Raw genomic sequence first — 24,165 nt, forward strand, 5'->3', positions numbered from 1 at the left:
TTCAACCCTCACCAGGCCCGGGTGGCGGCCGCAGGCCTCGCCAAGTGATCACGATTGCAATCGCCATGGCAGCAGCACCACCCCAGAAGGCCGCCGAGGTGCTGAAGCCATCCACCAGAAACCCCGACAGCCAGGCACCCAGTGCGCCGCCAGCTCCAAACGTCAGGCCGCTGTATAGCGCCTGCCCCTGGCCGTGATGGTGCTTGCCGAAAAAGCCCTGGATGTACTGAACCGAAATCGCATGCAACGCTCCGTAAGACGCCGCGTGCAGCAGCTGTGCGAACAGCAGCACGACAACAACGTCGGTGACCTCGGCAATCAAGATCCAGCGGATCATGGTTAATGTCAGAGCGCCAACCGCAATCTGGCGCACCGTGAAACTCCGCGTTAAACGATGCATCACCAGAAACAGCGCAATCTCTGCAAAAACACCCAGAGACCACAACAGACCGATCGACAGTTTGCTGTATCCGTGCTGCTCCAGATGAATGCTGAAGAAGGTGTAATAAGCACCATGGGAGACCTGCAGGAGGAAGTTCATCAAAAAGAAAGTCACCACCGCCGGGTGCGTGACGATGGCTTTCAGGCTCCCCTTCGGTGCCGGCGGCTTTCGCTCGCCCCGCTCGGCCGGCACCAGGAAGGCTGACACCGCAATGCCCGCAAATACCGGCAGCAAAAGCCATGGCAGGTTCTGAATCGGCACCATTTCCAACAATCCGCCAACCAGAGCTACCGCTCCGATAAACCCCACCGAGCCCCAAAGCCGAACCCGCCCGTATTTTTCCTTCTGCTCGCCCAGGGTTCGCAGGGTGATCACCTCATATAGCGGCAGAATGGCATTCCAGAAAAACGTGAACGCCAGCATCACCAGCAGCAACCCATAGAACCCCGGTTCCATGAACACACCGGCGAAGAACAACGAACCGGTAATGGCGCCGAACCGGACCAGACGAACCCGTTGTCCGGTTTTATCGCCTAACCAGCCCCAGACACTGGGTGCAATGATTTTGGTGAGCTGGATCGTCGCCATCAGCGTGGCGATTTGAAGATAGGAAAAGCCCTGGCCTTCGAGGTAAAGGGACCAATATGGCAGGAGCCCTCCGAGGAGAGCGAAGAACCAAAAATAGAGGTTAGACAGGCGCCAGTAGATAACGAAACCTCTTATCGGTACCAAAGAATCAGATTCGCAACGGCAGTGCCTTGGTGTGCTGTCGGATTACGCCTTTGGCTAATCCGACCTACATGGACGGTGACCGAACCTTCAGAGCCGAACATGAGAGCATCACCAGAGTCAGGCTGGTGTGGCGGGCTCTATTGCCCAAAAATGTGGAGCGCCAGGGATGGCGCGACCAAGCCCTACAGGGACGTATTTACGGGCGTTTTTTGGGCAATAGAGCCCGCCACAGCAGTTTCACCAAACCTTAAAAAGCAAACTTAGAGCTGCCCAATCACCGGCGTAGAAACCGACACGTCGGCGTTCTGCCCACGGTGCCGCAGGTAATGGTCCATCAACACAATGGCCATCATCGCTTCGGCGATGGGCGTTGCCCGGATCCCAACACAGGGATCATGCCGCCCGGTGGTGATCACTTCACAGGGATCGCCGTTCACATCAATACCCCGCCCCGGCAACCGCAGACTCGACGTGGGCTTAAGCGCAATACTGGCCACAATGGGCTGGCCCGATGAAATGCCACCCAGCACACCACCCGCATTGTTCGAGAGGAAGCCTTCGGGCGTCATCTCATCCCGGTGCTCGGTGCCCTTTTGCTCAATACAATCAAATCCAGCGCCAATCTCCACGCCCTTCACGGCATTGATACTCATGAGTGCATGGGCCAGATCCGCATCCAGACGATCAAAGATCGGCTCGCCAAGCCCTGGCGGCACGCCCTCGGCAACCACGTTAATCCGGGCACCGATGGAATCCCCCTCCTTACGGAGTGCATCCATGTAGGCTTCCATCTCGGCAACCTTGTCCGCATCCGGGCAGAAAAACGGGTTCTGATGAACCTGCTCCCAATCCAGCTTTTCGGCCTTGATTGGGCCCAGTTGAGACAGATAACCGCGAATCCGGGTTCCCAGGCGTTGCTCCAGGAATTTCCTTGCAACCGCGCCGGCAGCCACACGCATGGCAGTCTCACGGGCGGAAGAACGACCACCACCGCGGTAATCCCGAACTCCGTACTTGTGCATGTAGGTATAGTCGGCGTGAGCCGGTCGGAACTGTTCGGAGATCTTGGAATAATCCTTGGAACGCTGGTCGGTATTCTCGATCACCAGACCGATCGGAGTGCCTGTGGTCTTACCCTCAAAAACACCGGACAGGATTCTTACCTCATCGGCTTCCCGACGCTGGGTGGTATGCCTGGAGGTGCCAGGCTTGCGGCGATCAAGATCCCGCTGCATATCTGCCTCAGAGAGCTCGAGCCCGGGAGGACAGCCATCAATAATGCACCCCAATGCAGGCCCGTGGCTTTCGCCGAATGAGGTGACCGTAAACAGTTTTCCGAAAGAATTTCCAGACATAATTCAGTATCTTGTTCAGCTTTATTGAGAATTCAGATTAACTGGATGCCTGCCACTCACGCAGATCCGGTTCGGTAATCAGAAAGACGCCATCACCGCCATTCTCGAACTCCAACCAGGTCAGCGGAAGATCAGGATAGGCCTCATCCATTGCCACCCAGCTGTTACCAACCTCAACAACCAGAAGTCCACCAGGGGTAAGATGGTCAGCCGCACCGGCAATAATACGGTGGGCGATATCCAGCCCATCTTCGCCTGCGGCAAGGCCGAGTTCCGGCTCATGGCGGTATTCATCCGGCATGCCGGACAAATCTTCCGCATCAACATAAGGCGGATTGCTTACGATGATATCGTAACGGCCCTTTATATTTTCAAAGACATCCGACTGTACGGTACGAACCCGTTCCCGGACTCCGTGCAGTTCAATATTCGATTCTGCTACCTCCAGCGCATCTGCGGAGATGTCCGAGAGGTCCACTTCCGCTTCGATGAAAACGGACGCAGCACCAATGCCAATACAGCCGCTTCCCGTACAGAGATCGAGGATCCGTTCAACCGGCTTATCCGCCAGCCAGGGCTGAAATCCGTTTTCAATCAGTTCACCAATCGGAGAGCGCGGCACCAGTACCCTTTGGTCCACATGGAACGGCATGCCCATGAACCAGGCCTCTCCCAACAGGTAGGCCAATGGCACTCGTTCGTTTACCCGGCGGTCAATCCTCTCCAGAATCAGCTCTCGCTCTTCGCGGGTCAGGCGGGCATCCAGGAACACGGTGTTGTTTTCCAGAGGAAGATACAGGCTGCGCATGACCAGCTGAACCGCCTCATCCCAGACGTTGTCCGTTCCGTGGCCGAAAAACAGAGGCGAAGCGGCAAACTTTGAGGAGGCGTAGCGAAGGTAATCCCGAACGCTGTGAAGGTCGTCAATGGGGCTGGTCACAAACATAAATCCTGTGCGAGAGCGTGTCAGCGCAGGATTATACGCTGTTTATCCGCCCAACTGCAGCCCACGCGCAACGGCCGTCGCCAATTGCGTCAGATCGCCAAAGGGCCAGAGCTGTTACGGCTTTCCTCGTACCGATCCAGGGCAGCTGCCATTCGCTCCCTGCCCAGTTGAATCAACTCCGGCGCTTTGTGGTAATCGTAGCTCCGACAGGCATTCTTGGGGATATTAACCAGCAAATCGGGTGGGTATCCGGCAATTTTGTACTGCACCAACGCACTCTGCATCGTCTCGATGGTGAGGTTCATCACATCAAATTTCCCGATGCCAAGCTTGTCCCAATCGATGGTTTCGTGCTCTTCCTGACTCTTCTTGTCAGTTGGTTTCTTGTCGTGCTGCTTCTGATGTTCTTTCTTATGCACCGCTCGGCTGATTTTTTCTTCCGGGCTGTCGCCGTTGTCCGGCTTTCGGGCCGTCAGGGATTTCAGGGTGTCCCAGTCGAACCAACGCGATGCTTTCTCGCGGATCGTATCCACCCACTCGTCCATGTCCGTGTGATCATCCCCCGCGGGCGCGAATGCGGCGTCCGGAATTCGCCGTCTACGGTCATCCTCACCGCTGAGGTTAACCGCCACGATCATATCGGCGTGGGACGATATGGTTGGGATGATCGGCAGCGGATTGAGCAAGGCCCCGTCAACAAGAACCCGACCATTGAGAACCAGCGGCGTGACAACGCTTGGAATAGCCACTGAGGCGCGAATGGCCTGATCCAACGGGCCTTCCTGGAACCAGATTTCCTTGTGGGCAAGCAGATCGGTGGCAACAGCAGTAAAAGCGATAGGCAGGTTCTCGATCCGCGTGTCGCCCAGCATTTCCCTGACCACCGAAAATATCTTCTCTCCGCGAATAGCGCCAACAGAATTGAAAGTAACGTCCAGCAGTTTCAGGACATCAAACTGGCCCAATCCCGTGACCCAGTCCTTGTAATCCTGCATCTTGCCGGCCCCGAACATGCCGCCTATCAATGCGCCCATGGAGCAGCCAGAGATGGCAACAATGTCGTAGCCACGCTCTACCAGAATTTCTATGGCACCGATATGGGCATACCCACGTGCGCCACCACTTCCCAGCGTCAGGGCGACGGTCTTGCGAGGCTTGTTTCGGTCATCCCCTTTTTCAGGATTGGCCGGTGCATGTGTGGAAGAAACATCCGAACTTTTGAGAACCTTGGAAACATTATCCTGAGGATCATGCTCTGGGGGCTTGTCCTTCTGCTCTTTATCGTCGTCCTTTGATGGGCCCATGACCATTACCTCGTAATCACTATCACTTCCACCCGATCGCCCTGCCTGTCTGGATCACTGAAAACGCCTGCCGGGCCAACCACGATGATCTCCTGCTGGTTACGTGAGACACCTGTCTTCGACAGCACCTCCGCAAGCGACTCAGTGGCCAGACGGGCACGCTCCATCGACTCAGCGAACGATTCATCGGTCTCCAGTACAGAATAGCCCACCAGGACAACCACTGTACCCTCTTCACGGGCCAGGTCGGTCACCCGTCTGCGGTCCGTTGCCTGCCAGTCAAACCGATAGGTCATACCACCTTGCCAGGGCACAATGATCGGCCCCTCAACTCGACTGGTCCCAATGCCAAATCCCGGAATCGTAGCTCCGGATTCCACCTTCAGGTGTTCCACCCAGACATACTCCCGCAAGTTGCCCCGGGTAACCGTATAAACCAGGGTCAGCCAGCGAGAGCCATCCTCCGCAACGGTGCCGGCAACCAGATAATCCTGCGTTGCATCACGCCCATAGAGAACGGCCTGGTTGAAGATCTGGTTTGCCCAGACGTTGCTTCGTCCACACCGGATGCTGGAACACTCGAAAAGCATCTGGGCATTCCTCTGCCGCAACAGGCCCAGATAATGGTCCCGCGCCTCTTCCCGACTGGAGTCCCGGGCAATCCGATACAGGCGCCCTTCGCCAGTGACAGGTAGCCGAGCCAGGGATTCGGAGCGGATTTCGTTATTGATCTCTCTTACAGGGCTGAACAAGACCAGATGCCCCGAGGATTGAATCCGGACGGTGCCCTCAAGCGTCGATTGCGGATACGCCTCGGGCATATCTTCTGGCGCAGCCTGTGAGACATTCGAAAACGCCAAGAAACCGAGAGTTAGAACAAGAAAACGTTTGAACAGTAATTTCAGCAAGCGATTACTCATTTTCCAGGAATTGTCTGATGGCTGTTACAACCGGACCGGTCTCGCCATCAAGATGGCAGTGGTGACCCCCGGGTACTTTCGCAATCTGGAGGTGCGCAATGGCTTCCGCACGTTTGTCCAGGTCCTTTCTGTACGATAAAAGACCCTGATCGGCTCTGACAAAAAGCACCCGGGTGTCTATCGCTGCCAGCGAGGCCAACACCTGATCTTCGGTCATCATCAGCGGCGAGGGGTGTCGCAGCCGGGGATCGGTCTGCCAGACGTAACCATCTCCCTCAGGTTTCATATTACGTGGTATCAGGGTCAGCGCAGCTTCGGGGCTGAGCGGACTCAATCCGCCCTCGCGGGCTTTGGCTGCGGTGGCGATATCCGGGTATACAACCTGCTTACCTGAGCCTGCAATGCGTTTTTTGATGGCCCTTCGTAGCTGGGGAATGGTCTCTTTGACCGGCCGACTGAGGGCACCCAGGCTATCGATCATCACAAGATTCTGAACCCGTTCCGGGAATGCTGCCGCATACAGGGCGCCAACAATTCCGCCAAGCGAGTGACCAACTATGTTGATCCTGCCATCCGGAGTTTCCTGGAAATAGCGCTCAACCAGTTCAGCCAGATCGGCAACATAATCCATCAAGAGATAACTCTGGCCTTCCGGGCGGTGTCCGGAATGGCCATGCCCGGCGAAATCCAGGGCGTAAACCGGCCCAAGGGATGTCAGTTCCGGTGCCAGCTTTACAAAGGTAAGACTGTTGTCAAGCCAGCCATGCAGCATGAGGATAGGAGTATTGTCATGACTCTCTGGCTCGGAGGGCCAACTGAGACCGGCCAGGGTGATGTGCCGGAGTTTCCAGGCAGACTCACGGAATGCCGGAGTAGTTCCCTGAGTGTCGCTAGGCTCTGGCTGGCTGCCGGAAGCCTCCGTGGGAATCACCATATCGTTCATCCGACTCCCGCCTTCACATTGTGTGGGTTGGGCGATCGGAACTCAGCGAGCCTGCCAGATAGGATTCAATCTTGGTCCGGGCCGTTTCATCGTCGCCATTGAACTGGACACCGATGCCCGCCGCGCGGTTACCCTGGGCCCCCTTGGGCGTTATCCATATGACCTTGCCGGCAACGGGGATCTTTTCAGGCTCGTCCATCAGGTTAAGAAGCAGAAACACCTCGTCGCCCAGTTGATACTGCTTCTGGGTCGGGATAAACAGACCACCCTGGCGGATATAAGGCATGTATGCGGCATAGAGCACTGCCTTGTCCTTGATTGTCAGGGTAAGTATGCCACTGCGCGCGCCAAATCCTGGCCCCATAACTGACACCTTTCTCTAAGATCGTATTGAACGTTTTCGGGATCTGAAAATCCCTTTCATTCCGGAATCATAGCAGCTGTTGCCCCCAAAGGCGCAATCTTGCAGGCAATGATCACCTATGCCGCAGGGCGTTTGGCTGGCATCAGCTTTTGCCAGGCAATCAGAAGCCGACTTGCTTCCAGCTCCGGGCTGGCGTTGTACACACCCGCTGCCCTTGAATCCTTTACCATATCGAGCAATTCATGGGCCCGCCAGGCAGGTGTGGTTCTGGCAAGGAAACCGAGCATATCAGCGGCTTCACTATCCTGGGCACTTCCGCCGGCTATCAGGCGGGCCAGGTCGGCGGCCCAGGTCTCAAACAACCACAGGGTATCCTCCAGCCCCATCGACTTGAACGCCTTGGCGGCCTCGCCCACCGGAATTCTGGATTTCATGAACTCCTTGAAGCGCTCCAGAGCCGTATCGCGAAGGCCAATAAAATCACCGGTAGCATAGTCGAGGGCCAGCCTCGGCGCATTCCCGGCGAGCATCAGGGCTTTTGCCAGCACCTCCGCAGAGGGCTGGTCGTCTTCTGGCAGATCCCGCACGCGGCTGGCGAGCCATTGATTAGCTTCCCTGTTGCCCGGCACAGGAACAGTCAACGTCTGGCAACGGGAACGTATGGTAGGCAGGACAGGACGCCCGCTCTCCTGCAACAGGATCAGAGTGACATCGGGCAGCGGTTCTTCAAGGGTCTTGAGCAACGCATTCGCCGCGTTGATATTCAATTGGTCCGCCCGATCGATGATCGCCACCTTGTGATGGGCCACCTGCGGAGAGGCCACTGCAAAAGACGAAAGCGCCCTCACCTGATCAACCTTCACCATTCGGGATTTTTCCGGCGCATAAACCCGGATATCAGGGTGGCTGGCAGCCGCCAGGAGTTCACACTGCTTACAGTGCCCACAGGCAACCGGCTTACCCGCATCACTATTCACAGGCTTTTCACACAACAACAGTCCGCCAACAGCCTCGGCCCAGGCCCGCTTACCGATTCCCCGCTCTCCCACGAGGATCAGGGCGTGCGGGAGTCGATCTTCCGCTACACGGCTTTGCACGGTTTGCCAGGCGCGGGTAAGCCACGGCATATCTTGGGCAATGTCAGTCACTGGATTTTCCTGTCCGAGTCCTGGATCTGCGCAGCGGGCGCTTCCGCAGTTGACGCTTCATAGTGGCGAGCAGACGGCGCATTCGCTTTACCTGTTCACCGCCGTTTTCGTCTTTACCAGCGCCATAGTAATGGCTGTTGACCATACGGGCAAAAAGCCTGGCCGAATCTGCCGCGGCCGGTTCTGCTTTCGCCAGTCGTGACGCCAGCACCGATGGCGTTTCACCATGGCGAACAGGCACCCCGGCGCTGGCGCACAGCCGATGCCAGGTATCAACCACTCTCCGAAACGCGTCTCGCCGTTCTCCCCGGCGCATCTGGAGCGCCGAAATCAACCCGGCAATCAACAAGCCGGCGCCAACGATACCTGCTGTCATGTACCCCAGCTCCCGCATGCCGAACCCGCCGGGTAACCGAGACATAAAATCCATCTGAGTCTGGCCCTGGTAACCGACCACCCAGCGCTGCCACTGGTAGTTGATGCGATCCAGCTGCAGGCTTGCCCATTGCACCAGGGCTACATCGGCGTACCGCTGGGGTGAGGCCCAATTGTCTTCCAGGAAAGATCCCTCTTCGGCAACGGCATCCCGAAGGCCAGATTCAATACGGTCCGGCGCAATGGCCGCTGTAGGATCGACCCTCACCCAACCTCGCCCATCAATATAGGCTTCAACCCAGGCGTGGGCGTCGTACTGGCGCACGATCAGGTAATCGCCGCCGGCCCCGCTTTCTCCACCCTGGTAACCGACCACAACTCGCGAGGGAATCCCCGCAGCCCGAAGTACGAACGTGGTGGCGCCTGCGTAGTGGGCGCAAAAGCCCCGTTTTTCGTCGAACAACAGGGAATCAATGCCGTCATCTGGCATGGCAGGTGGTCTAAGCGTGTAGAAATATTCCTGTTCACGGAATCGTTGCAGCAGAGTCCTGACAATCTGTTCATCACCCATCGTACGGCGAAGCTCACCGGCCAATTCCCGGGCCCTGGGGTTACCTTCCGCCGGCAACTGGAGGTACTGCCGCAATTGGGCAGGGCTTTGCTGCTCAGGGGATGAACCCTCTTCCTCCAACGCCAACCGGTAGCGAACCGGGCTATCAGCTGGCCGCCGAAACCGGAAAAGGTCAGCCATACCCTCGACGACGTTATCCGAGACCGCACGTGAGTTTTCAAGTGCAAAGGCCCAACGTTGATCGGTTGGCTCCAGAAGGACGTCGTACTGATTAGATTCCAGGTCTCCTATGCCGCCATCAACCGCGACGCGGCCGAGAGGACGAAAACCCTCTCGCTGCCCCTGGCGCCAGGTCTCTCCATCCAGATAGTCGAGAATGAGGCCGCGCCAGTATCGGTCGCGATAGGCGGGCATTTCGCCCCCAAACGTTACCCGGAAAGCCCGTTCACTGCTCTGGGCCAGGTTGGAAATATCGCCGGGTCTCATGGTGTCGCTGATACCGGTGCGGGCCTCACCCGAAACCAGCGGAACGCTCCACAGCGGGGACATTCGGGGAAAAAAGACAAACAATAGAATGACAATCGGCAATGTCTTCAGAAACATACCGCCCAATCTGCGCCAACCAGACGTCATTCCCTTGGGGAGTTCCGGTGCGTTCAGCACCTGCAACCCGACAAGCAGCAGCGCTATCCCCGTGAAGTTGACCAATGTCCAGAGAATCTCCTGGTGGAACAGGAAATTCACGGAAGCGAGATAGGTGAGAATAAAGAACAGGACATAAAAGTCCCTTACCGAACGGGTTTCCAGCCATTTGAGGCCCACTGCCAGCACAAAAAACGAAGCGGCGGTATCCACCGTAAACCGTCCTTGCACCGTTGCGACATAGACACCAATCAGCACAAGCATAATGCCTGTGCGCAACAAACGACCGGGAAGCCGCACACGCCCATACTGTGCAAGCCACCGCCATGCCGCCAGTACGGCACAGGCGGCAATCAGCCACACGGGCAAACGGTCCCATTGGGGCAACAGAAGCAAACCAAAACCGGCAATCAGCCAGAGCAAAGCCCTCGAGGGCAAATTGTTCCCGCTAGCATCGTCTGATTCTTTGTCTCGCAGGCGGTCCAGAATACTCAAGCCTGACCCTCCGCAGCCCACCTTTGCGCACCATCCTTGGGCTTCCTCCGCGTTCCGTGGGGCTCGGCCACCGCATCCCTTGGCCGCTCTTCGCCCCAGGTCGCCAATACCCGGAGACACCGGGCCACATGGGCCGGGCCGGAGTCCGGCTCGATGACCTGTCCCGGAAGGTTCAGCCCGAACCGCACGCCAGTACGCCCCCGCTCTTTCACCAGGAATGCCAGGTAACTCAGCCGCAACTCATGGTCTGCTCCGGGGTAGGCGTTAAAATCCAGCCAGTAGGGACTGCCCTGTTCGCCCTCCCAGTCGGCGACCACCATTTGCCCGGTTCGTGCGAATCGTTTCCAGAGCACCCGCTGGCTGAGGTCGCCCTCCCGCCACGGCCGTATATCGGCGTGATCGTTGCCTTCGACAGATCTTGCCTCGGCAGACTCATCACCATCCGCGACCGTGCTGAATGCCTCTGGCGCCGCAATCGGCCTTGGAAATACGACACCGGCGGACACTGGCCGAAGCCAGGACCAGGCCTTCAGCAGGCCGAACGGAAACCGGGTCTCAATTCGAACCCGATCAGGACGCAAATAGCCCCGATGAGCGGAATGAACCGGCAGAGTGACATCTTGCGCCTCGCCTGAATGGACGTGCACTGGTGCAAGTCCCGATTCTTCGCACGAGAGAAGGATTGCGATGGCATCATCCCGCCCTGCCTTCAGGCGTAGCCGGAAAGGAATATCATCGCCAGCAAAGCCCTCTCCTGGCTGAATCAGGGTGAGCTCGAGGCCGGACAGATTTCGATGGGTCTGATGCATGGCCCCGACAAAAACAGCGCCCAATATAAAAGTGCTCAAGTAGATAAGGCTGTTTTGGTAATTTATTCCGGTCAGCAACATGATGACCAGCAAAAGGCCAAATACCAGGCCGGCGCCGGTAGGCAGGATAAAAATGTTTTTCTGACTGAAGGTCTGAAGATCGGACCGCGGAATGCGGCGGTTGATCCAGCGACGAAATCGGTTTGTGAACGGCTTTTTCATGGTGTCACTGAGGCCCTGGGATGCCGAAAAAGTTCATGGTATTCGAGCATGTTTTTGCTGTGATTAGTAACAGTACCGAAAAATCGACGATTTTGATCACAATCCCGGACCTTCCAGCTTGAATTCCTGTCCTACAAACCGAATACTCGCTTAAGGGAGCGTATTTTTTATACAAAAGGGGCCAGAATATGAAACGCCGACACCTGCTCACCACCGCCATCAGCGGTCTGGTTGTTGCTTTACCTGCCTTTGGTGGCGTTCAGACCATGACCTCGGACGAGATGGTGGAAACCTATGTTAAGGATTCCGCCGTTATCGTTGTGCCCAAGGAGCGGAAGAAATCTGACGCGGATCGGCAACGTATTCTGCGCTCGCTCACGATCTCCCCTGGCGAACCAGTCCTGTCCGAAGCGGAAGAGGAAGCCTACCGGGACGCACTACAGCGGTATATTGACGAGGGCAAAACCGATGCCCTGGAAAGCGCAGAAGAGGAATTTCTCCGGCGCGCCCTGCTCCTGCCCCAGGAAGAAATCGCCCGGGCACAGCCGCCGGCCGAGTTTACGCCAACGATTCCACCAATCATTTTTGGGCAGCAGGCACAGATTCCGGAAGAGCCTTTTACACAGACGTTTTTGAACGATCAACTGGGAATTGGCTTTGATGGCCAGAATCTGAACTTCAGTATTGGTAACCCGCCAGGGATTGACCAAATACAGATTCCGCAGGCTATCAATGAAGGACCCATCACACTGACGCCGCGTCCGGGTGGCGGGTTCGATCTTTCTATTGCGGTGCCGGATCAGTAACGCAGAGTAAGTTGATTCGATTTGAAAACGGCAGCCCGGAATGGCTGCCGTTTTTTTGTTGGCTCTCGGATTTTCTTTTGGCCAATAAAAACGCCCCGCGAAGCGGGGCGTTTCACCAACTTTAGCTTTAGGTCAGATTAGTGACCATAAACCTTCATGTTGGTATTGGTTACCGCCAGGTTGTCCATCTGGAAAGAACCGATGGAGGCGCCACCAATTTCGACAGCACCGACGAGGATGTCGGCCTGGAAATTCGGGATTGCAATTTCCAGAGCATCATTGCCAGTCGCGGCAGAAACACCCTTACCAACAGTAATGGTGGCAAACGCATACGCGTTAGACAGAGTGGTTGGATCCGCCGGATCTACAGCGCCGCCGCTTTCAAGGAAGTTGGCACCCATAACACGCATATCACGGATATTCACGCCCAGAAAGTCAACATTCATATCCATGTCAGTCACGTTGAAACCAACGTTCATGATCAGGTCGTCAGTGGCGGTATCAACACGGATGTTAAGCTGCGCCAGACCACCTTCGATACCAATGTTGCTGGCAAGGAGTGTGGAGTCGCCACTTCCGTCGGTAGCGTTCAGTGACGCGGAACCAACACCAACAGCGAAGTCAATCGGAGCACCTGAAATGCTGTGAACATCAATATAGGCGTCACCATCAGCCTCTACATCGATGTCGATCAGCAGGTCATCCAGCAGACCAGACACACCAGTCACGTTGCCGCTACCATCGCGCTCAACTGTTCCGCCACCGATGTAGATATCGTTGACCGACAGGTAACCTTCGTCGGTATAACGGAACTCGCCGATGCTGACTTCGGTTTCCAGTTCAATAGACACACCAGCCTGACCGGTCACGTCACCCATTGCACTGTCATCCAGTGCCTTGAGGTCAGCGTGAGCTGCAAACGGAGCTGCAGCAACGGCTGTTGCCAGTGCGAGTTTCTTCAGGCCTTTCATAACGTTCTCCTTTACGGAACAAATTGTTGTTATTTCCATACATGCAGACTGTTTGGTTTACTTTTGTATCTGCACGGATACAGAGTACGTCAGAGGTTACAGAATGTTCCGTGAACACCTTCACACTAACCAATAATTAGATTGTTCGACACAAAAGAGATCACTCCGCGGCTTCTTCATCAACCTTGATATTGAATATCTGTTTTTCCATGTCGACAACAACTTGCTCTCCATAGGTTGCCTTGCCGTCTTTGATCGTAAATGGAACGAGCTGCGCCAGAGTTGGCCCAAAAATATGCTCCATCTCAACTACGAGGACCTTTTCAGCATTTGATTCTTTGTTTGGATTGTCGGCAGTGTAAAAAATAGCGGTGGCTCCAATCTTTCCTTTTTTGACAAGTGCGATGAGAGAACGCCGCAGAACAGCAAGCGCCATTTCCGGGGGCATCTCTTCTGCCTGCCTGATACGAATGGCTTTTACGTTATCTCCTGTATCAGAAACCACTGCAAAGGGCTTTACTCCTCCTGTGAGAACGATGCGTTCTGAAAGGTTCTCAATTCCCTTCTCGTACATTCGTTCAAACTGCTTCTGAATCATCTGCTTTACTTCCTTGTCGGACTGATCAGCATCTTGGGCAGCTACGAGAGAAGGGATAATGGCAAAAATCATAAACACTGCCAGAAACTCCTTTACGAGGTGCTTAGCATTTTTCATCGGCAATCTCCGTCCTTTGCTCGGACACGTCGTTTGTTCACGTAACTGACGTACCCTGAATTGTTTTTATATTAAGAATGGCCGCCAAACTCAGTTAGAATGTCGGCCAGTGCCCCAAATTGATGTCCAACTGGAACAGCCCATCATTAGATCAGTGGCTCGGCAAACGCGACAACGCCCGTAATGTGTACTGTTTATCATTTCTCGAAGAATCCGGAGGAACCTTGAACCCGGCAACCATGCGTGAACTCAAAAAGGAGGCCTACCATCGCCTGCTCAGCCATGCCTGCCGGGAAGAGGATTTCGCTTATATCGGGAGTGTCGGTAACGGCCCGGCCCGGGGCGTCTTCAGCGGCTTTTCCGCATGCGCACTTGCCACCCAAGTTCTCCACAGTCCTGCTCAAACGGATTTCTGCTCCGACCAGCTTGCAGAGAAAATGGAAAGCCTCGTTCGAAAGTTCCAGATCGCAAAACACGCGAATCCTGAATGCCTTTCCGGCGGATGGATTGGATTTCTTGGGTATGAGCTTGGGTATGTCAGAGAATCACGTCTCCGGGAACTCTGCCCGTCACTGGATGTACCCCTCCTTTCGGCAGGATTCTACCTTTGGACCGCGAGCCACAATCGGAAAACAGATCGATATTGGCTCTGGATTCATCCGGAATGCCCTGACGAAACACGTGATTTACTGGAAAAGTGGCTGTGCTCGGACCACCCAAAGGACACCGCCGGGTGGGCTATGGTTTCCCGCTTCCAGCCGAGGCAAACACCGGATGCCTTCAGGGCGAGCGTAGAAAGGGTTCGCCACTACATTGAAGCCGGTGATTGCTATCAGGCAAACCTCTCGCAAGAATTTTCTGGCCATTTCACAGGAGACCCCTGGCAAGCATTCCAGGCTCTTGCCGATGCAAACCCCACTCCCTATAGCGGCTTCATCCGAACCGGCGAGGCATCCATCCTGTCGGTTTCCCCGGAGCGATTTCTCGAGATACACGACCGCACCGTGACCACCAGTCCGATAAAGGGCACCCGGCCAAGAGGGGCCACTCCGGAGACGGATTCCGCTTATGCCTCCGAACTGGAAGTGTCCGAAAAAGATCGGGCCGAAAACCTGATGATCGTCGACCTGCTCCGTAACGATCTGAGCTTGAACGCCAGTACAGGCAGCGTGACAGTCGACAAACTGTTTGCACTGGAATCCTATAAAAACGTTCATCACCTGGTCAGCCACATCCGCGCCGAGCTGGCCGAGGGTGTAACACCCTTGAAGGCTCTTTTTGATGCCTTCCCGGGCGGTTCAATTACGGGTGCGCCCAAGATCAGGGCCATGGAAATCATAAGGGAGCTCGAACCCCATTGGCGCGGCCCCTACTGTGGCTCGATTTTCTATCGCGGACTGGACGGCACGCTGGACAGCAATATTGCGATTCGCACCATGCTGTGCGATGGCGAGGGAATCATTCGCTGCTGGGGCGGCGGCGGGATTGTTGCGGATTCGGATCCCGAGGCCGAGTATCAGGAGACGCTCGCGAAGGTCGGGCCTCTGATGCGTTTCTTGGAAGAGTTGGTGATCGAGTGAAATAGATTCAGGTGTACATGAGGCCAGAAGAAGGCTCTCTTCTGACCCCGTGTTCAGAGTTCCGATCAGGCGCTATGGATCGCGCTGGCCTTTAGAAACTCCTGCCGGAGATCGTCGAAGTTATGAACCGCTGGGAACTGCGGAAACTCGTCGATCACGTTCTGCGGCGCATGGAACAAAATACCGGCTTCCGCCTGCCCCAGCATGGTGGTGTCATTGTAGGAATCCCCTGCAGCAATCACACGGTAATTCAGCAACTGGAACGCTCTCACTGACTGGCGCTTGGGATCGCGCTGACGCAGCAAATAGTTGGTGATCTGGCCGTCATCTGCCACTTCCAGTTTGTGGCACAGCAGCGCCGGGTAACCCAGCTTCTTCATCAGGGGCATGGCAAATTCGTAGAAAGTGTCAGAAAGAATTACCACCTGAAAACGTTCGCGCAACCAATCCAGAAACTCCCGGGCGCCGGGCAGCGGATCCAGCTCACCGATTACTTCCTGAATCTGCGGCAGTCCATACCCGTGCTGATCCAGCAGCTTCAGGCGCTGCTTCATCAGCACGTCGTAATCCGGAATATCGCGGGTGGTGGCCTTGAGCTCTTCAATGCCGGTCTTTTCGGCGAACGCGATCCAGATTTCCGGGATCAATACTCCTTCAAGGTCAAGGCATGCCAGTTCCACAACGATCTCCTGCTTCAATTGGTTAAGGGCGACCACGGTAAGTGCGTCTGCCGCTATTCGGAGCGTATGATAAGAAAAACCGGGCGGGATTGCATCGTAGAAGTGTAAAGCCAGGCTTTTATGCGCGGAATAACCATATAGATTGTCATTCCTTCAGGATATTAGGCGTTTAATGGTAGCCTTTTTATCAACTTAGATTTCCTTGCACACCAAAATAAGGCAATGCCGGGCCATGACCGATATTCAAACCCTGCGGGAAGAGCTCGAAGGCCAGAGCCCCCGTTCGATTCTCAAAACTGCTCTAAAGAAGTACGACAACATCGCCATTTCCTTCAGTGGTGCCGAAGATGTCGTGCTGATCGAAATGGCGCACAAGCTCACCGATAACCTGAAGGTGTTTACCCTGGATACAGCCCGTCTGCACCCGGAAACCTACGAGTTTGTTGAGCGTGTTCGCAAGCATTACGGCATCGAGATCGAGGTTCTGTTTCCAGACGCTCAGGAAGTTCAGGATCTGGTGAACAAGAAAGGTCTGTTCAGCTTCTACGAGGACGGACACAGTGAGTGCTGCGGCATTCGCAAGGTCAATCCCCTGCGCCGAAAGCTGGCTACGGTCGATGCCTGGATTACCGGGCAGCGGAAGGACCAGAGCCCGGGCACCCGCAATGACGTGCCGGTCATTCAGGAGGACACCGCCTTCTCTACCGATGACAAAACGCTGGTTAAATTCAATCCGCTGGCGAACTGGACATCGAAAGAAGTGTGGGATTACATCCGGATGTCCGAGGCGCCCTATAACGAGTTACATGAGAAGGGCTTTGTAAGCATCGGCTGCCAACCCTGTACCCGCCCTGTCCTGCCGGGACAACACGAGCGAGAGGGTCGTTGGTGGTGGGAAGAAGCCACCCAGAAAGAATGCGGCCTGCACGCCGGCAACCTGATTGCCCGGGAATAACCCGGGCGCAGCCTCCCCGCTCACTCTCTAGTGAGTGGGGAGCTCGACATCCTTGAACAGTTCCTCGATTTCAGACCGGCTGCCCTGGTGGGACACAGCTTCGTCCACCTTCTCCTTGGTGAGGTGGGGCGCAAATCGATGAATGAAGTCATACATATACCCCCTCAGGAAAGTCCCCTTCCGGAAACCAATCCGAGTGACACTGGGACGGAAAAGCTTCCGCGCATCAAGCGCGACCAGGTCCGTGTCGGTTTTGGGGTCAAATGCCATACTGGCGACAATTCCGACGCCAAGGCCCAACCTTACATATGTCTTGATAACGTCCGCATCCGCAGCCGTGAAGACAACCTTGGGCGTGAGCCCCTGGGACTGGAACGCCTCGTCAAGCTTGGATCGACCGGTGAAACCAAAGACGTAGGTTACCAGCGGGTATTCCGCCAACTCCGGTAGCGTCAGTTCCGACAATTTGGCCAAAGGGTGATCCTTGGGAACAATGACGCTCCGGTTCCATTTGTAACAAGGCATCATGATGAGATCGTTGAAAAGCTCCATGCCCTCGGTCGCAATCGCAAAGTCGACCGCGCCGCTAGCGGCCATCTCGGATATCTGCATGGGCGTGCCCTGATGCATATGCAGGGAAACGTCAGGGTACTCCTCAATGAAACCGCTGATGATCGGTGGCAACGCATACCGCGCCTGAGTGTGGGTTGTGGCAATACTCAGATCGCCCTTGCGCTGGTTGCTGAATTCCTGGGCAATTTTCTTGATGCCCTCAACCCGCCGCAGGATCTCTCCCGCCTCACGAATAATGATTTCGCCGCCCGGCGTGATTCGGGTCAGATGCTTGCCGCTGCGGGCAAACACTTCCAACCCCAATTCGTCCTCCAGCAGGCGAATCTGTTTAGAGATACCGGGCTGCGACGTAAAGAGGCTCTGGGCGGTTGCGGACACATTCAGATCGTGATGCGCAACTTCCCAGATATAGCGCAACTGTTGTAGTTTCATTGAATCTGCTGCTCCCTGGAGATCGAAGGATCTGGTAGAAGAATACGCATAAAAATACAGGCTTTCATTCTTTTTTAATATAGGTGACTACTTTCACACAGTTTAGACCAAAAATGCATTTACGCAGCCATTGATAAAACCTTGCCGAGGTGAACGTGGTTTCATAGCCCTTGACTTGGTCATTACAAAAGACACAATCCCTAATGCCCAGCCGGGGCAATTCAATACTCCATATACCCAGGGAATCCATGCTGCTCACCACCAAGTTTCTCAGGCCTACCTCCGATGCTCGCGCGGTCAAGCGCGACCGCCTGAGCGACCTTCTCGAGACCCATGGCCCCAAACGACTGAACCTGGTGATTGCTCCAGCCGGGTTTGGAAAGACCACACTGGTCGCCCAGTGGTGCGCACGAGTTACCTCACCCACCGCCTGGTTATCTCTGGACGAGCACGATGATGAGCCCAGGCGTTTCTGGCAATACGTTATCGGCGCCTTCGAACAGGCCGGGCTGAACGGCGCCGCCGAGTTGCGTAAACAGCTGGCCCACCAGTCTGACGAGTCCTTTACCGAGGCCATCACCGGTTTGATCAATATCCTGGCTCAGGACGGCAGTGCGTGGGGCCTCGTACTGGACGATTTCCACTTTGTTGGAAACCCGGCTATCCACCGGCAGTTTGCCTACTTCATCGACTATCTGCCGCCGGGAATCCTGGTCACCCTGGCGTCCCGAACAGAGCCGCCCCTGCCGCTCGCACGTTGGCGCGTCCGCCGCTGGATTGAGGATATCCACCCTGGCCTATTGGCCTTCTCAGCGGGCGAGTGTCGGCAGTTCTTCCGCGAAACCATGGGGCTTCAGATCTCAGACGAAGATGTCCACACCGTTTACCATAAAACCGAGGGCTGGGTGGCCGCCATGCAGCTTTCGGCCCTGTCTTCGACATTCTCCGGGAAGGAAGCTGCGAAGTCAGGGAGCCAGATAAATCTGGATGAGCGCTACATCAGCGATTATGTTTTGAGCGAAGTGCTGGAACAACAACCCCGGGATATTGCGGACTTCCTGCTTGAAACCGCCTGCTGCCCCCGGCTCTGCGCTTCCCTGTGTGATTCAATCCGCGAGTCCAGCGACAGCCAGGAAATGCTTGAGAGACTTCTGGGTCAGAACCTGTTCCTGATTCCGCTGGATACTCGTAACGAATGGTTTCGCTATCACGATCTGTTCCGGGATGCGCTGCTGCTCAGGATCAGTCATACAGAACCGGAAAAGGCAACGCGCCTCTGGCAACGCACTGTGGAGTGGCTATTGGCCCACGGTCATGTCCAGGAGGCCATTGCCCAGATCGTCCGTCAGACGGACTGGCCCTGGCTCGCCCGGGTACTGGCCGAACACGGGAACAACCTGATTCATGGTGGCTACCATCTGCCCGTTCTGGGCTGGCTCGATGCCCTGCCACAGTCGCTCGTCAACGATAACCCACAACTCCAGATGCTCCGTATCTGGGGATTATTCTTTGCCAACCGCGTGGATACTCTGGAACCGCTGCTATCGGCCCTTGAGGATCTGCTCGACCGTCAGGTAGCTGATTCACACCCGGATGCCGAAGGGGCTCTCGGACTACAGAGTGAGATCTCGCTGATGCGCTCGTATCTGGCCCGTACCCGGAGTGACGACAAGAGCGCCGCCGACCTCACCCGCCAGGTGCTCCGGGAGATAGATCACACCCGCATACCGTTGAAATCCGTGACCTATTACGGACTGGGCCTGGATTACTATGGCAAGGGTGAGCTTACTGAAGCTGAGGACGCACTCCAGTCAGCCGTTCGATACGGGCAGGTCGAACATAAACCCAGCACGGTGCTCTCGAGTGGCGGACTGTTGGCCTGGATTCAGTACAACCGGGGCGATATCGATCTGGCGCTGGAAACCTGCACTGACATCCGGCAATGGGTGGATAAGCATTACGCAGACCCGAGCCAACCAAGGCTCATTTCCTGTTGGCAAAACAGCACCCTGTGTGAAATCCACAGGGAGCGCAACCATTCAGAGCTCGCAGCGATGCATCTGAAGCCGCTTCTGGAGCATGTGGAGCGGGGTACGGAACCGGGGCAGCATGTGATCATCCAGTACGTTCGTGGCCATCTTGCCTTCAGCGAAGGTAAGCTTCAGGAGGCAATTGAGGCACTGGAGGATGCCTCCCAGACAGGCCGGAAACGCCGTGAACAGATCGTATTCGAACCACCGGCAAGCACGGCCCTTCTTGCGCGGTGCTATCTCGCCACCGGCCACCCGGAAAAAGCCAGGGCCTGCCTGGATGCCAGAGCAGACGGCGAATTTACCAACCCGCTTCACCTTGAACAAAGCCGAATCAGCGAAGCACGTGTACTGGTGGCACTGAATCAGCCAGAACGTGCCCAGGAAATACTAAGCGCCCTGCTGAAACCGGCTGAACGCAATGCCCACAACCGTCACCTGGTGGAGATACTGTTGGTTTATGGCGAGGCCCTGGCACAGCAAAAGCGGAACGACGAATCGCAACAGATGCTGACCCGGGCATTAAATCTGGCCGCTGAGGCCGGGTTCATGCGACTGTTTGCCGAGGAAAGCCCGGATCTTCGCGCCTTGCTGCTGAAGCTGCCCGCGCTGAACGGCCCTGGCAGCTGGAACACCAATCTCAGGAAGATGCTTGTTGATCAGAGCCAATCGAGACAGGTGAATTCTGACACTCGAGAAACCCCAACCAGCCGTTCGGCTGATAAGCCGGCACAGCAACCAACAGCGCTACCCGAACCACTCAGCCAGCGCGAGCTGGAGGTGCTGGCCTTGATTCATGAGGGGCACGCCAACAAGGAAATCGCCTCGAAAATGAAGGTCGCGCCGGCGACCGTAAAAGCCCACATTCGGAACCTCTACGGCAAACTGGGCGTCGGCCGCAGGACCGAGGCCCTGGCCCGCGCCCGGGACCTCGGGCTTTTTGAAGCCTGAGTTCGAGGCAGTCAGAAATGTGACAGGCGTCACATTCTGCACCAACAATCTAAGCCCGCTACGCCCTTTGGACGATCCGACTACGCCCTCTAATCCCCTATGATTATTCCAACGGTGAGGGAAACCTCACCAGGAATTCTGAAACTTCAGGCCTTCAGATTTCTTGTTCCGCGTTGTTTCGACGCCCGGGTTCGAAAGAACCCCTTTTGACGAGAGCCACCCCATCCGGGCTGGCTCTTTTTTTATGCCCGAATAAACCGGGGCCAAGCCCTAGCGCTCGATCATTCGACGGAACGGAGGCAAAGCGTCCAGTAAAAGCTGCCCATAACGCCTGGTAATTATGCGTCGATCCAGAATGGTCACCCTGCCGGTATCCTGCTCGGTTCGAAGCAACCGCCCCACCGCCTGGACCAATTTGATCGAAGCATCCGGTACCGTGATTTCCATAAAGGGATTACCGCCTCGTTGCGTCACCCACTCCGCCAGGCTCGCCTCAATGGGGTCGTCCGGCACAGAGAACGGAAGACGGGTAATCACAACGTGGTGCAAGTACTTTCCGGGCAAATCTATGCCCTCAGCAAAACTGGCCACACCAAAAAGAACACTCGGTCGACCCTCGTCCACCCGGCTGCAATGCTGGCGAAGCACTTCACCCTTGGCCATATCGTCCTGAGTGATGATGAGATCCGGATACTCCGGGGCCAGTGCGTCACGCACCTGCTGCATCTGGCGGCGCGAGGTGAATAAGACCAGGGTCGCTTTCTCTCCCGCCCAGAGGTCAGGCAATCGTCTTATAAGCTCATCAGCAAAGCCGTCATCCGTTGGCATGGCGGACATCGCCGGAATCTCAACCGTCGCCATCTCACCGTACCGGAAAGAGCTGGGTACAACGAGAAAACGGCTTCCCTGGGGCAACCCCGCCCGGGCATTCAAACGATCAAACCGTCCAAGTGCAGTCAGCGTGGCACTGGTGAGAACGGCTCCGTAGGCCCGGGACCAGAGCCTCGAGTACAACAGGTTATCCGCCAATACGGGAGAACTGTAGAGGGTAATGTCCTCCGCGTGATCCCAACGCTGGCGTACTGCCCATCTGGCCGGTGGCGGGCTTTTCTGTGTTTGTGGCCTGGCCGCGGCCTCCTCAGCCGCTTCGCTGTCAGTTTCTGGTTCACTGGCAGGTTTGGCGCTGCCCTGCTCGCACCAGGCCGTCCACAACCTTAGCTGGTCTTCTGCCCGGGCGTGAAACGAGCCGATCACCGGATACCAGGCTTCCGCGGTTTCCCGGTCGATCTCATGTTCCTTGCGTTCGTCGAAGGCGCCCTGAAGCTCATCCGCCAAGACACCCAATTGCCGGACCATGTTGGCGGTTGCAATACGGCTCTCGGCTGCCAGCTCCGCCATAGCCTCCGGTAACTCACCTTCCGGATAACGCCATTGGGCCGTCCGGCGCTCCTCGTTGAACTCCCACCCGGTATTCTGCTCAGCTTCCTCGTAGACCCGGTTCAGCACGAGATCCACCTCCCGCGAAGCGGAACTGATTCGATCCAGCGACTTCGCCGCCTGGGTACCAGCCGCGAGGTATGGCTGCATTTTCACCAGCGCCTGGGAAAGCTGTTTCAGCCATTGCCGGGTGGCGTTCAGGGGAAGCGATGCGGCGAAGTGATTGAGTGCCTTGTCCGGAAGGTGGTGAGCCTCATCGAAAATATAGAGAGCATTCTCCGGCTCGGGCAGAATTGCCCCGCCGCCGAGCGCCAGGTCCGCGAGCGCCAGATCGTGGTTGGCTACCACGATATCGGCATCGTCCAGGTCTTTACGGGCATCGAAAAACGCACAACTGTCGAAGTAGGCGCAGTGACGGTTGGTGCATTGACGGTGATCTGTGGTCACCTGTCGCCAGACATCGTCCGGGATCTGCTCCGGCCAATGGTCCCGGTCGCCGTCCCACTCCCGGGACCCATAGCTCGCCAGCATCTCTTCAAAAAACGCTCGGGTACCGGGCTCTTCGTTTTTGGGGCCGTCCAGCAGGAACAGGGGCATGGTATCGCTGTCGGTATTACCCTCATCGTGCAGACGGGCTTCCAAACGGGACATGCACAGGTAGCGGCCCCGCCCCTTTGCCAGCGTCCAGTTGAAATCCATTTTGCTGTGCTTTTTCAGGTCGGGAAGGTCCTTGAGTACGATCTGGTCCTGAAGAGCCACGGTGGCGGTGGATATCACAAGGGTTTTGCCCAGGGCTTTTGCCACCGGAATGGCAGCGATCAGGTAGGCAAGGGTCTTGCCGGTACCAGTGCCTGCCTCCACAACACAGGCCGAGGCCGGTGAGGTTCTCTGACCATCGTTCTCGGTGATATCGCCCATGTACTTGGCAATTTCAGCAATCATCAGACGCTGACCATAGCGCGCCCGGATGTCCTTGCCGGCGAGCACATCGCGATAACCTTGCTGGATGGATTGTTTGATGTCGTCGGTCAGTGGCATCAGCGGGGGCTCACCCAGTCCCGCACAACGCCAACCCGGAAACGGCGCCCGTCACGACTCAGCACCACGCCCTCTTCGGTGATATCGTCCACTCGCAGGCCCTCGAAGGTATCGCCCACCCGAAGGTATGTATTGTTGATCATCACCCGGCGGGATGCGGGTGAGGACGAATAGATATGGCTGTTAAAGGTCAAATCCGGGACGCTCTTCTGGAATGAAAGCGGCAACTCTACCAGATGAGGCACTCGGTCTGCCTGCCGCTGCTCCACTACCGGCAGCCTGGTTTCGGATATTGCGGATGAGGGCACGATTACCGTCGCCCGCTCCCTGCGCTCAGGTTCAGGCGTTTCAGTGGCAATTGGCGGAGGCGTTGAATCAGCGACGTCGGATTCCGGAACTGCCCCCGTCTCGGCGACAGGGCTTTCCGACATCGGATCCGATTCCGCATCGGGCGTCGCCGGAACCGGTTCCGGGGCGTTCTTCGCCATATCCTGTCCGGGTGGCACCTCTGCCTGATCCGCAGAACCCCAGGGCAGCGGCGTGCCCGGCCAGAACAGGAAGGCGAGAACACCCGCGTTAAGCATCAGTGCCAGCGCTACCCAGACAGCCGGCGACACCCGCTTTTTCTTCGGACGATGTATCAGCTGAACCTGCTGACCGAGGTCAGGAACGCGCCCCTGCTGCCGCTCGGTTTCAGATTTTCGCAATGCGTCAAGAATGTAAGACATG

The 24,165-nt window shown here is 56.4% G+C and carries 21 protein-coding genes; 5 read left to right on the forward strand and 16 right to left on the reverse strand.

The window, feature by feature from the left end; translation table 11 throughout:
* Position 1 precedes the first annotated feature (1 nt).
* The 10 genes from NUW46_RS10805 to NUW46_RS10850 form a co-directional block, all read right to left on the reverse strand.
* Positions 2–1,174, reverse strand: a complete 1,173-nt coding sequence (locus NUW46_RS10805) for an MFS transporter (RefSeq protein ID WP_418140076.1) — start codon at positions 1,172–1,174, stop codon at positions 2–4.
* Positions 1,175–1,434: 260 nt separating this feature from the next.
* Positions 1,435–2,529: a chorismate synthase gene (gene aroC, locus NUW46_RS10810; RefSeq protein ID WP_418140077.1), complete on the reverse strand. Its 1,095-nt coding sequence runs from the start codon at positions 2,527–2,529 to the stop codon at positions 1,435–1,437.
* Between the two features lie 37 nt (positions 2,530–2,566).
* Positions 2,567–3,469: a 50S ribosomal protein L3 N(5)-glutamine methyltransferase gene (prmB, locus tag NUW46_RS10815; protein WP_418140078.1), complete on the reverse strand. Its 903-nt coding sequence runs from the start codon at positions 3,467–3,469 to the stop codon at positions 2,567–2,569.
* Between the two features lie 95 nt (positions 3,470–3,564).
* A complete protein-coding gene (locus NUW46_RS10820; RefSeq protein ID WP_349343107.1) occupies positions 3,565–4,779 on the reverse strand; it encodes a patatin-like phospholipase family protein in 1,215 nt (404 codons plus the stop codon).
* A 5-nt stretch (positions 4,780–4,784) separates the two neighbouring features.
* Positions 4,785–5,600 (reverse strand): DUF4892 domain-containing protein, encoded by an 816-nt coding sequence (locus NUW46_RS10825; protein ID WP_418140079.1) that lies wholly within the window; start codon positions 5,598–5,600, stop codon positions 4,785–4,787.
* 91 nt (positions 5,601–5,691) lie between these two features.
* Positions 5,692–6,642 carry an alpha/beta fold hydrolase gene (locus tag NUW46_RS10830; RefSeq protein ID WP_418140080.1) on the reverse strand — a complete coding sequence of 317 codons (951 nt, stop codon included), beginning with the start codon at positions 6,640–6,642 and terminating at the stop codon, positions 5,692–5,694.
* Positions 6,643–6,655: 13 nt separating this feature from the next.
* Complete coding sequence (locus tag NUW46_RS10835) at positions 6,656–7,006, reverse strand: PilZ domain-containing protein (RefSeq protein ID WP_008171779.1); 351 nt, start codon at positions 7,004–7,006, stop codon at positions 6,656–6,658.
* A gap of 116 nt (positions 7,007–7,122) precedes the next feature.
* Positions 7,123–8,154, reverse strand: coding sequence for a DNA polymerase III subunit delta' (locus tag NUW46_RS10840; RefSeq protein WP_418140081.1), 1,032 nt, complete (start codon positions 8,152–8,154; stop codon positions 7,123–7,125).
* Positions 8,147–10,228: a transglutaminase TgpA family protein gene (locus tag NUW46_RS10845; RefSeq protein ID WP_418142024.1), complete on the reverse strand. Its 2,082-nt coding sequence runs from the start codon at positions 10,226–10,228 to the stop codon at positions 8,147–8,149. Before NUW46_RS10845 ends, NUW46_RS10840 begins: the two co-directional genes overlap by 8 nt.
* Positions 10,229–10,233: 5 nt before the next feature.
* A complete protein-coding gene (locus NUW46_RS10850) occupies positions 10,234–11,127 on the reverse strand; it encodes a DUF58 domain-containing protein (RefSeq protein ID WP_228744451.1) in 894 nt (297 codons plus the stop codon).
* On the opposite strand from NUW46_RS10850, the gene NUW46_RS10855 reads away from it, so the two are divergent.
* Together NUW46_RS10855 and NUW46_RS10860 are read left to right on the forward strand one after the other, a co-directional pair.
* Positions 11,032–11,331, forward strand: a complete 300-nt coding sequence (locus NUW46_RS10855; RefSeq protein ID WP_418142072.1) for a hypothetical protein — start codon at positions 11,032–11,034, stop codon at positions 11,329–11,331. The genes NUW46_RS10850 and NUW46_RS10855 overlap by 96 nt on opposite strands.
* Before the next feature lie 125 nt (positions 11,332–11,456).
* Positions 11,457–12,074 (forward strand): hypothetical protein, encoded by a 618-nt coding sequence (locus NUW46_RS10860; protein WP_069183526.1) that lies wholly within the window; start codon positions 11,457–11,459, stop codon positions 12,072–12,074.
* Positions 12,075–12,211: 137 nt separating this feature from the next.
* Here NUW46_RS10860 and NUW46_RS10865 read toward each other — a convergent pair whose 3' ends face one another.
* Together NUW46_RS10865 and NUW46_RS10870 are read right to left on the reverse strand one after the other, a co-directional pair.
* Positions 12,212–13,045, reverse strand: a complete 834-nt coding sequence (locus tag NUW46_RS10865; RefSeq protein ID WP_222464580.1) for a DUF6160 family protein — start codon at positions 13,043–13,045, stop codon at positions 12,212–12,214.
* Positions 13,046–13,205: 160 nt separating this feature from the next.
* A complete protein-coding gene (locus tag NUW46_RS10870) occupies positions 13,206–13,760 on the reverse strand; it encodes a hypothetical protein (RefSeq protein ID WP_305966938.1) in 555 nt (184 codons plus the stop codon).
* Positions 13,761–13,999: 239 nt separating this feature from the next.
* On the opposite strand from NUW46_RS10870, the gene pabB reads away from it, so the two are divergent.
* Positions 14,000–15,340, forward strand: coding sequence for an aminodeoxychorismate synthase component I (gene pabB / locus NUW46_RS10875; RefSeq protein ID WP_222466093.1), 1,341 nt, complete (start codon positions 14,000–14,002; stop codon positions 15,338–15,340).
* 65 nt (positions 15,341–15,405) lie between these two features.
* On the opposite strand, the gene thrH is transcribed toward pabB, so the two are convergent.
* Positions 15,406–16,020 carry a bifunctional phosphoserine phosphatase/homoserine phosphotransferase ThrH gene (thrH, locus tag NUW46_RS10880; protein ID WP_069183523.1) on the reverse strand — a complete coding sequence of 205 codons (615 nt, stop codon included), beginning with the start codon at positions 16,018–16,020 and terminating at the stop codon, positions 15,406–15,408.
* A gap of 232 nt (positions 16,021–16,252) precedes the next feature.
* On the opposite strand from thrH, the gene NUW46_RS10885 reads away from it, so the two are divergent.
* Positions 16,253–16,975 carry a phosphoadenylyl-sulfate reductase gene (locus tag NUW46_RS10885; protein WP_418140082.1) on the forward strand — a complete coding sequence of 241 codons (723 nt, stop codon included), beginning with the start codon at positions 16,253–16,255 and terminating at the stop codon, positions 16,973–16,975.
* Between the two features lie 27 nt (positions 16,976–17,002).
* Here the strand turns inward: NUW46_RS10885 and cysB are convergent, their stop codons facing one another.
* Positions 17,003–17,980: an HTH-type transcriptional regulator CysB gene (gene cysB, locus NUW46_RS10890; RefSeq protein WP_153637392.1), complete on the reverse strand. Its 978-nt coding sequence runs from the start codon at positions 17,978–17,980 to the stop codon at positions 17,003–17,005.
* A 248-nt stretch (positions 17,981–18,228) separates the two neighbouring features.
* Between cysB and NUW46_RS10895 the strand changes: the two genes are divergently transcribed.
* Positions 18,229–20,961, forward strand: a complete 2,733-nt coding sequence (locus NUW46_RS10895; protein WP_418140083.1) for a LuxR C-terminal-related transcriptional regulator — start codon at positions 18,229–18,231, stop codon at positions 20,959–20,961.
* A gap of 270 nt (positions 20,962–21,231) precedes the next feature.
* Here NUW46_RS10895 and dinG read toward each other — a convergent pair whose 3' ends face one another.
* Positions 21,232–23,436: an ATP-dependent DNA helicase DinG gene (dinG, locus tag NUW46_RS10900; RefSeq protein ID WP_418140084.1), complete on the reverse strand. Its 2,205-nt coding sequence runs from the start codon at positions 23,434–23,436 to the stop codon at positions 21,232–21,234.
* Positions 23,436–24,164 carry a general secretion pathway protein GspB gene (locus NUW46_RS10905; RefSeq protein ID WP_418140085.1) on the reverse strand — a complete coding sequence of 243 codons (729 nt, stop codon included), beginning with the start codon at positions 24,162–24,164 and terminating at the stop codon, positions 23,436–23,438. Before NUW46_RS10905 ends, dinG begins: the two co-directional genes overlap by 1 nt.
* Between the last annotated feature and the right edge of the window lies 1 nt (position 24,165).

The sequence above is a fragment of the Marinobacter sp. MA genome, from assembly GCF_048298425.1.
Taxonomy (GTDB): domain Bacteria; phylum Pseudomonadota; class Gammaproteobacteria; order Pseudomonadales; family Oleiphilaceae; genus Marinobacter; species Marinobacter salsuginis.

Bases quoted from the DNA above. Each gene is read 5' to 3' on its own strand.
- NUW46_RS10860 (WP_069183526.1), top strand. From the start codon at position 11,457: ATGAAACGCCGACACCTGCTCACCACCGCCATCAGCGGTCTGGTTGTT.
- NUW46_RS10830 (WP_418140080.1), bottom strand. From the start codon at position 6,642: ATGAACGATATGGTGATTCCCACGGAGGCTTCCGGCAGCCAGCCAGAG.
- NUW46_RS10820 (WP_349343107.1), bottom strand. From the start codon at position 4,779: ATGGGCCCATCAAAGGACGACGATAAAGAGCAGAAGGACAAGCCCCCA.
- NUW46_RS10825 (WP_418140079.1), bottom strand. From the start codon at position 5,600: ATGCCCGAGGCGTATCCGCAATCGACGCTTGAGGGCACCGTCCGGATT.
- NUW46_RS10870 (WP_305966938.1), bottom strand. From the start codon at position 13,760: ATGAAAAATGCTAAGCACCTCGTAAAGGAGTTTCTGGCAGTGTTTATG.
- NUW46_RS10855 (WP_418142072.1), top strand. From the start codon at position 11,032: ATGGGTCTGATGCATGGCCCCGACAAAAACAGCGCCCAATATAAAAGT.
- NUW46_RS10905 (WP_418140085.1), bottom strand. From the start codon at position 24,164: ATGTCTTACATTCTTGACGCATTGCGAAAATCTGAAACCGAGCGGCAG.
- pabB (WP_222466093.1), top strand. From the start codon at position 14,000: ATGCGTGAACTCAAAAAGGAGGCCTACCATCGCCTGCTCAGCCATGCC.
- NUW46_RS10835 (WP_008171779.1), bottom strand. From the start codon at position 7,006: ATGGGGCCAGGATTTGGCGCGCGCAGTGGCATACTTACCCTGACAATC.
- cysB (WP_153637392.1), bottom strand. From the start codon at position 17,980: ATGAAACTACAACAGTTGCGCTATATCTGGGAAGTTGCGCATCACGAT.
- aroC (WP_418140077.1), bottom strand. From the start codon at position 2,529: ATGTCTGGAAATTCTTTCGGAAAACTGTTTACGGTCACCTCATTCGGC.
- NUW46_RS10895 (WP_418140083.1), top strand. From the start codon at position 18,229: ATGCTGCTCACCACCAAGTTTCTCAGGCCTACCTCCGATGCTCGCGCG.
- dinG (WP_418140084.1), bottom strand. From the start codon at position 23,436: ATGCCACTGACCGACGACATCAAACAATCCATCCAGCAAGGTTATCGC.
- NUW46_RS10865 (WP_222464580.1), bottom strand. From the start codon at position 13,045: ATGAAAGGCCTGAAGAAACTCGCACTGGCAACAGCCGTTGCTGCAGCT.
- NUW46_RS10850 (WP_228744451.1), bottom strand. From the start codon at position 11,127: ATGTTGCTGACCGGAATAAATTACCAAAACAGCCTTATCTACTTGAGC.
- NUW46_RS10885 (WP_418140082.1), top strand. From the start codon at position 16,253: ATGACCGATATTCAAACCCTGCGGGAAGAGCTCGAAGGCCAGAGCCCC.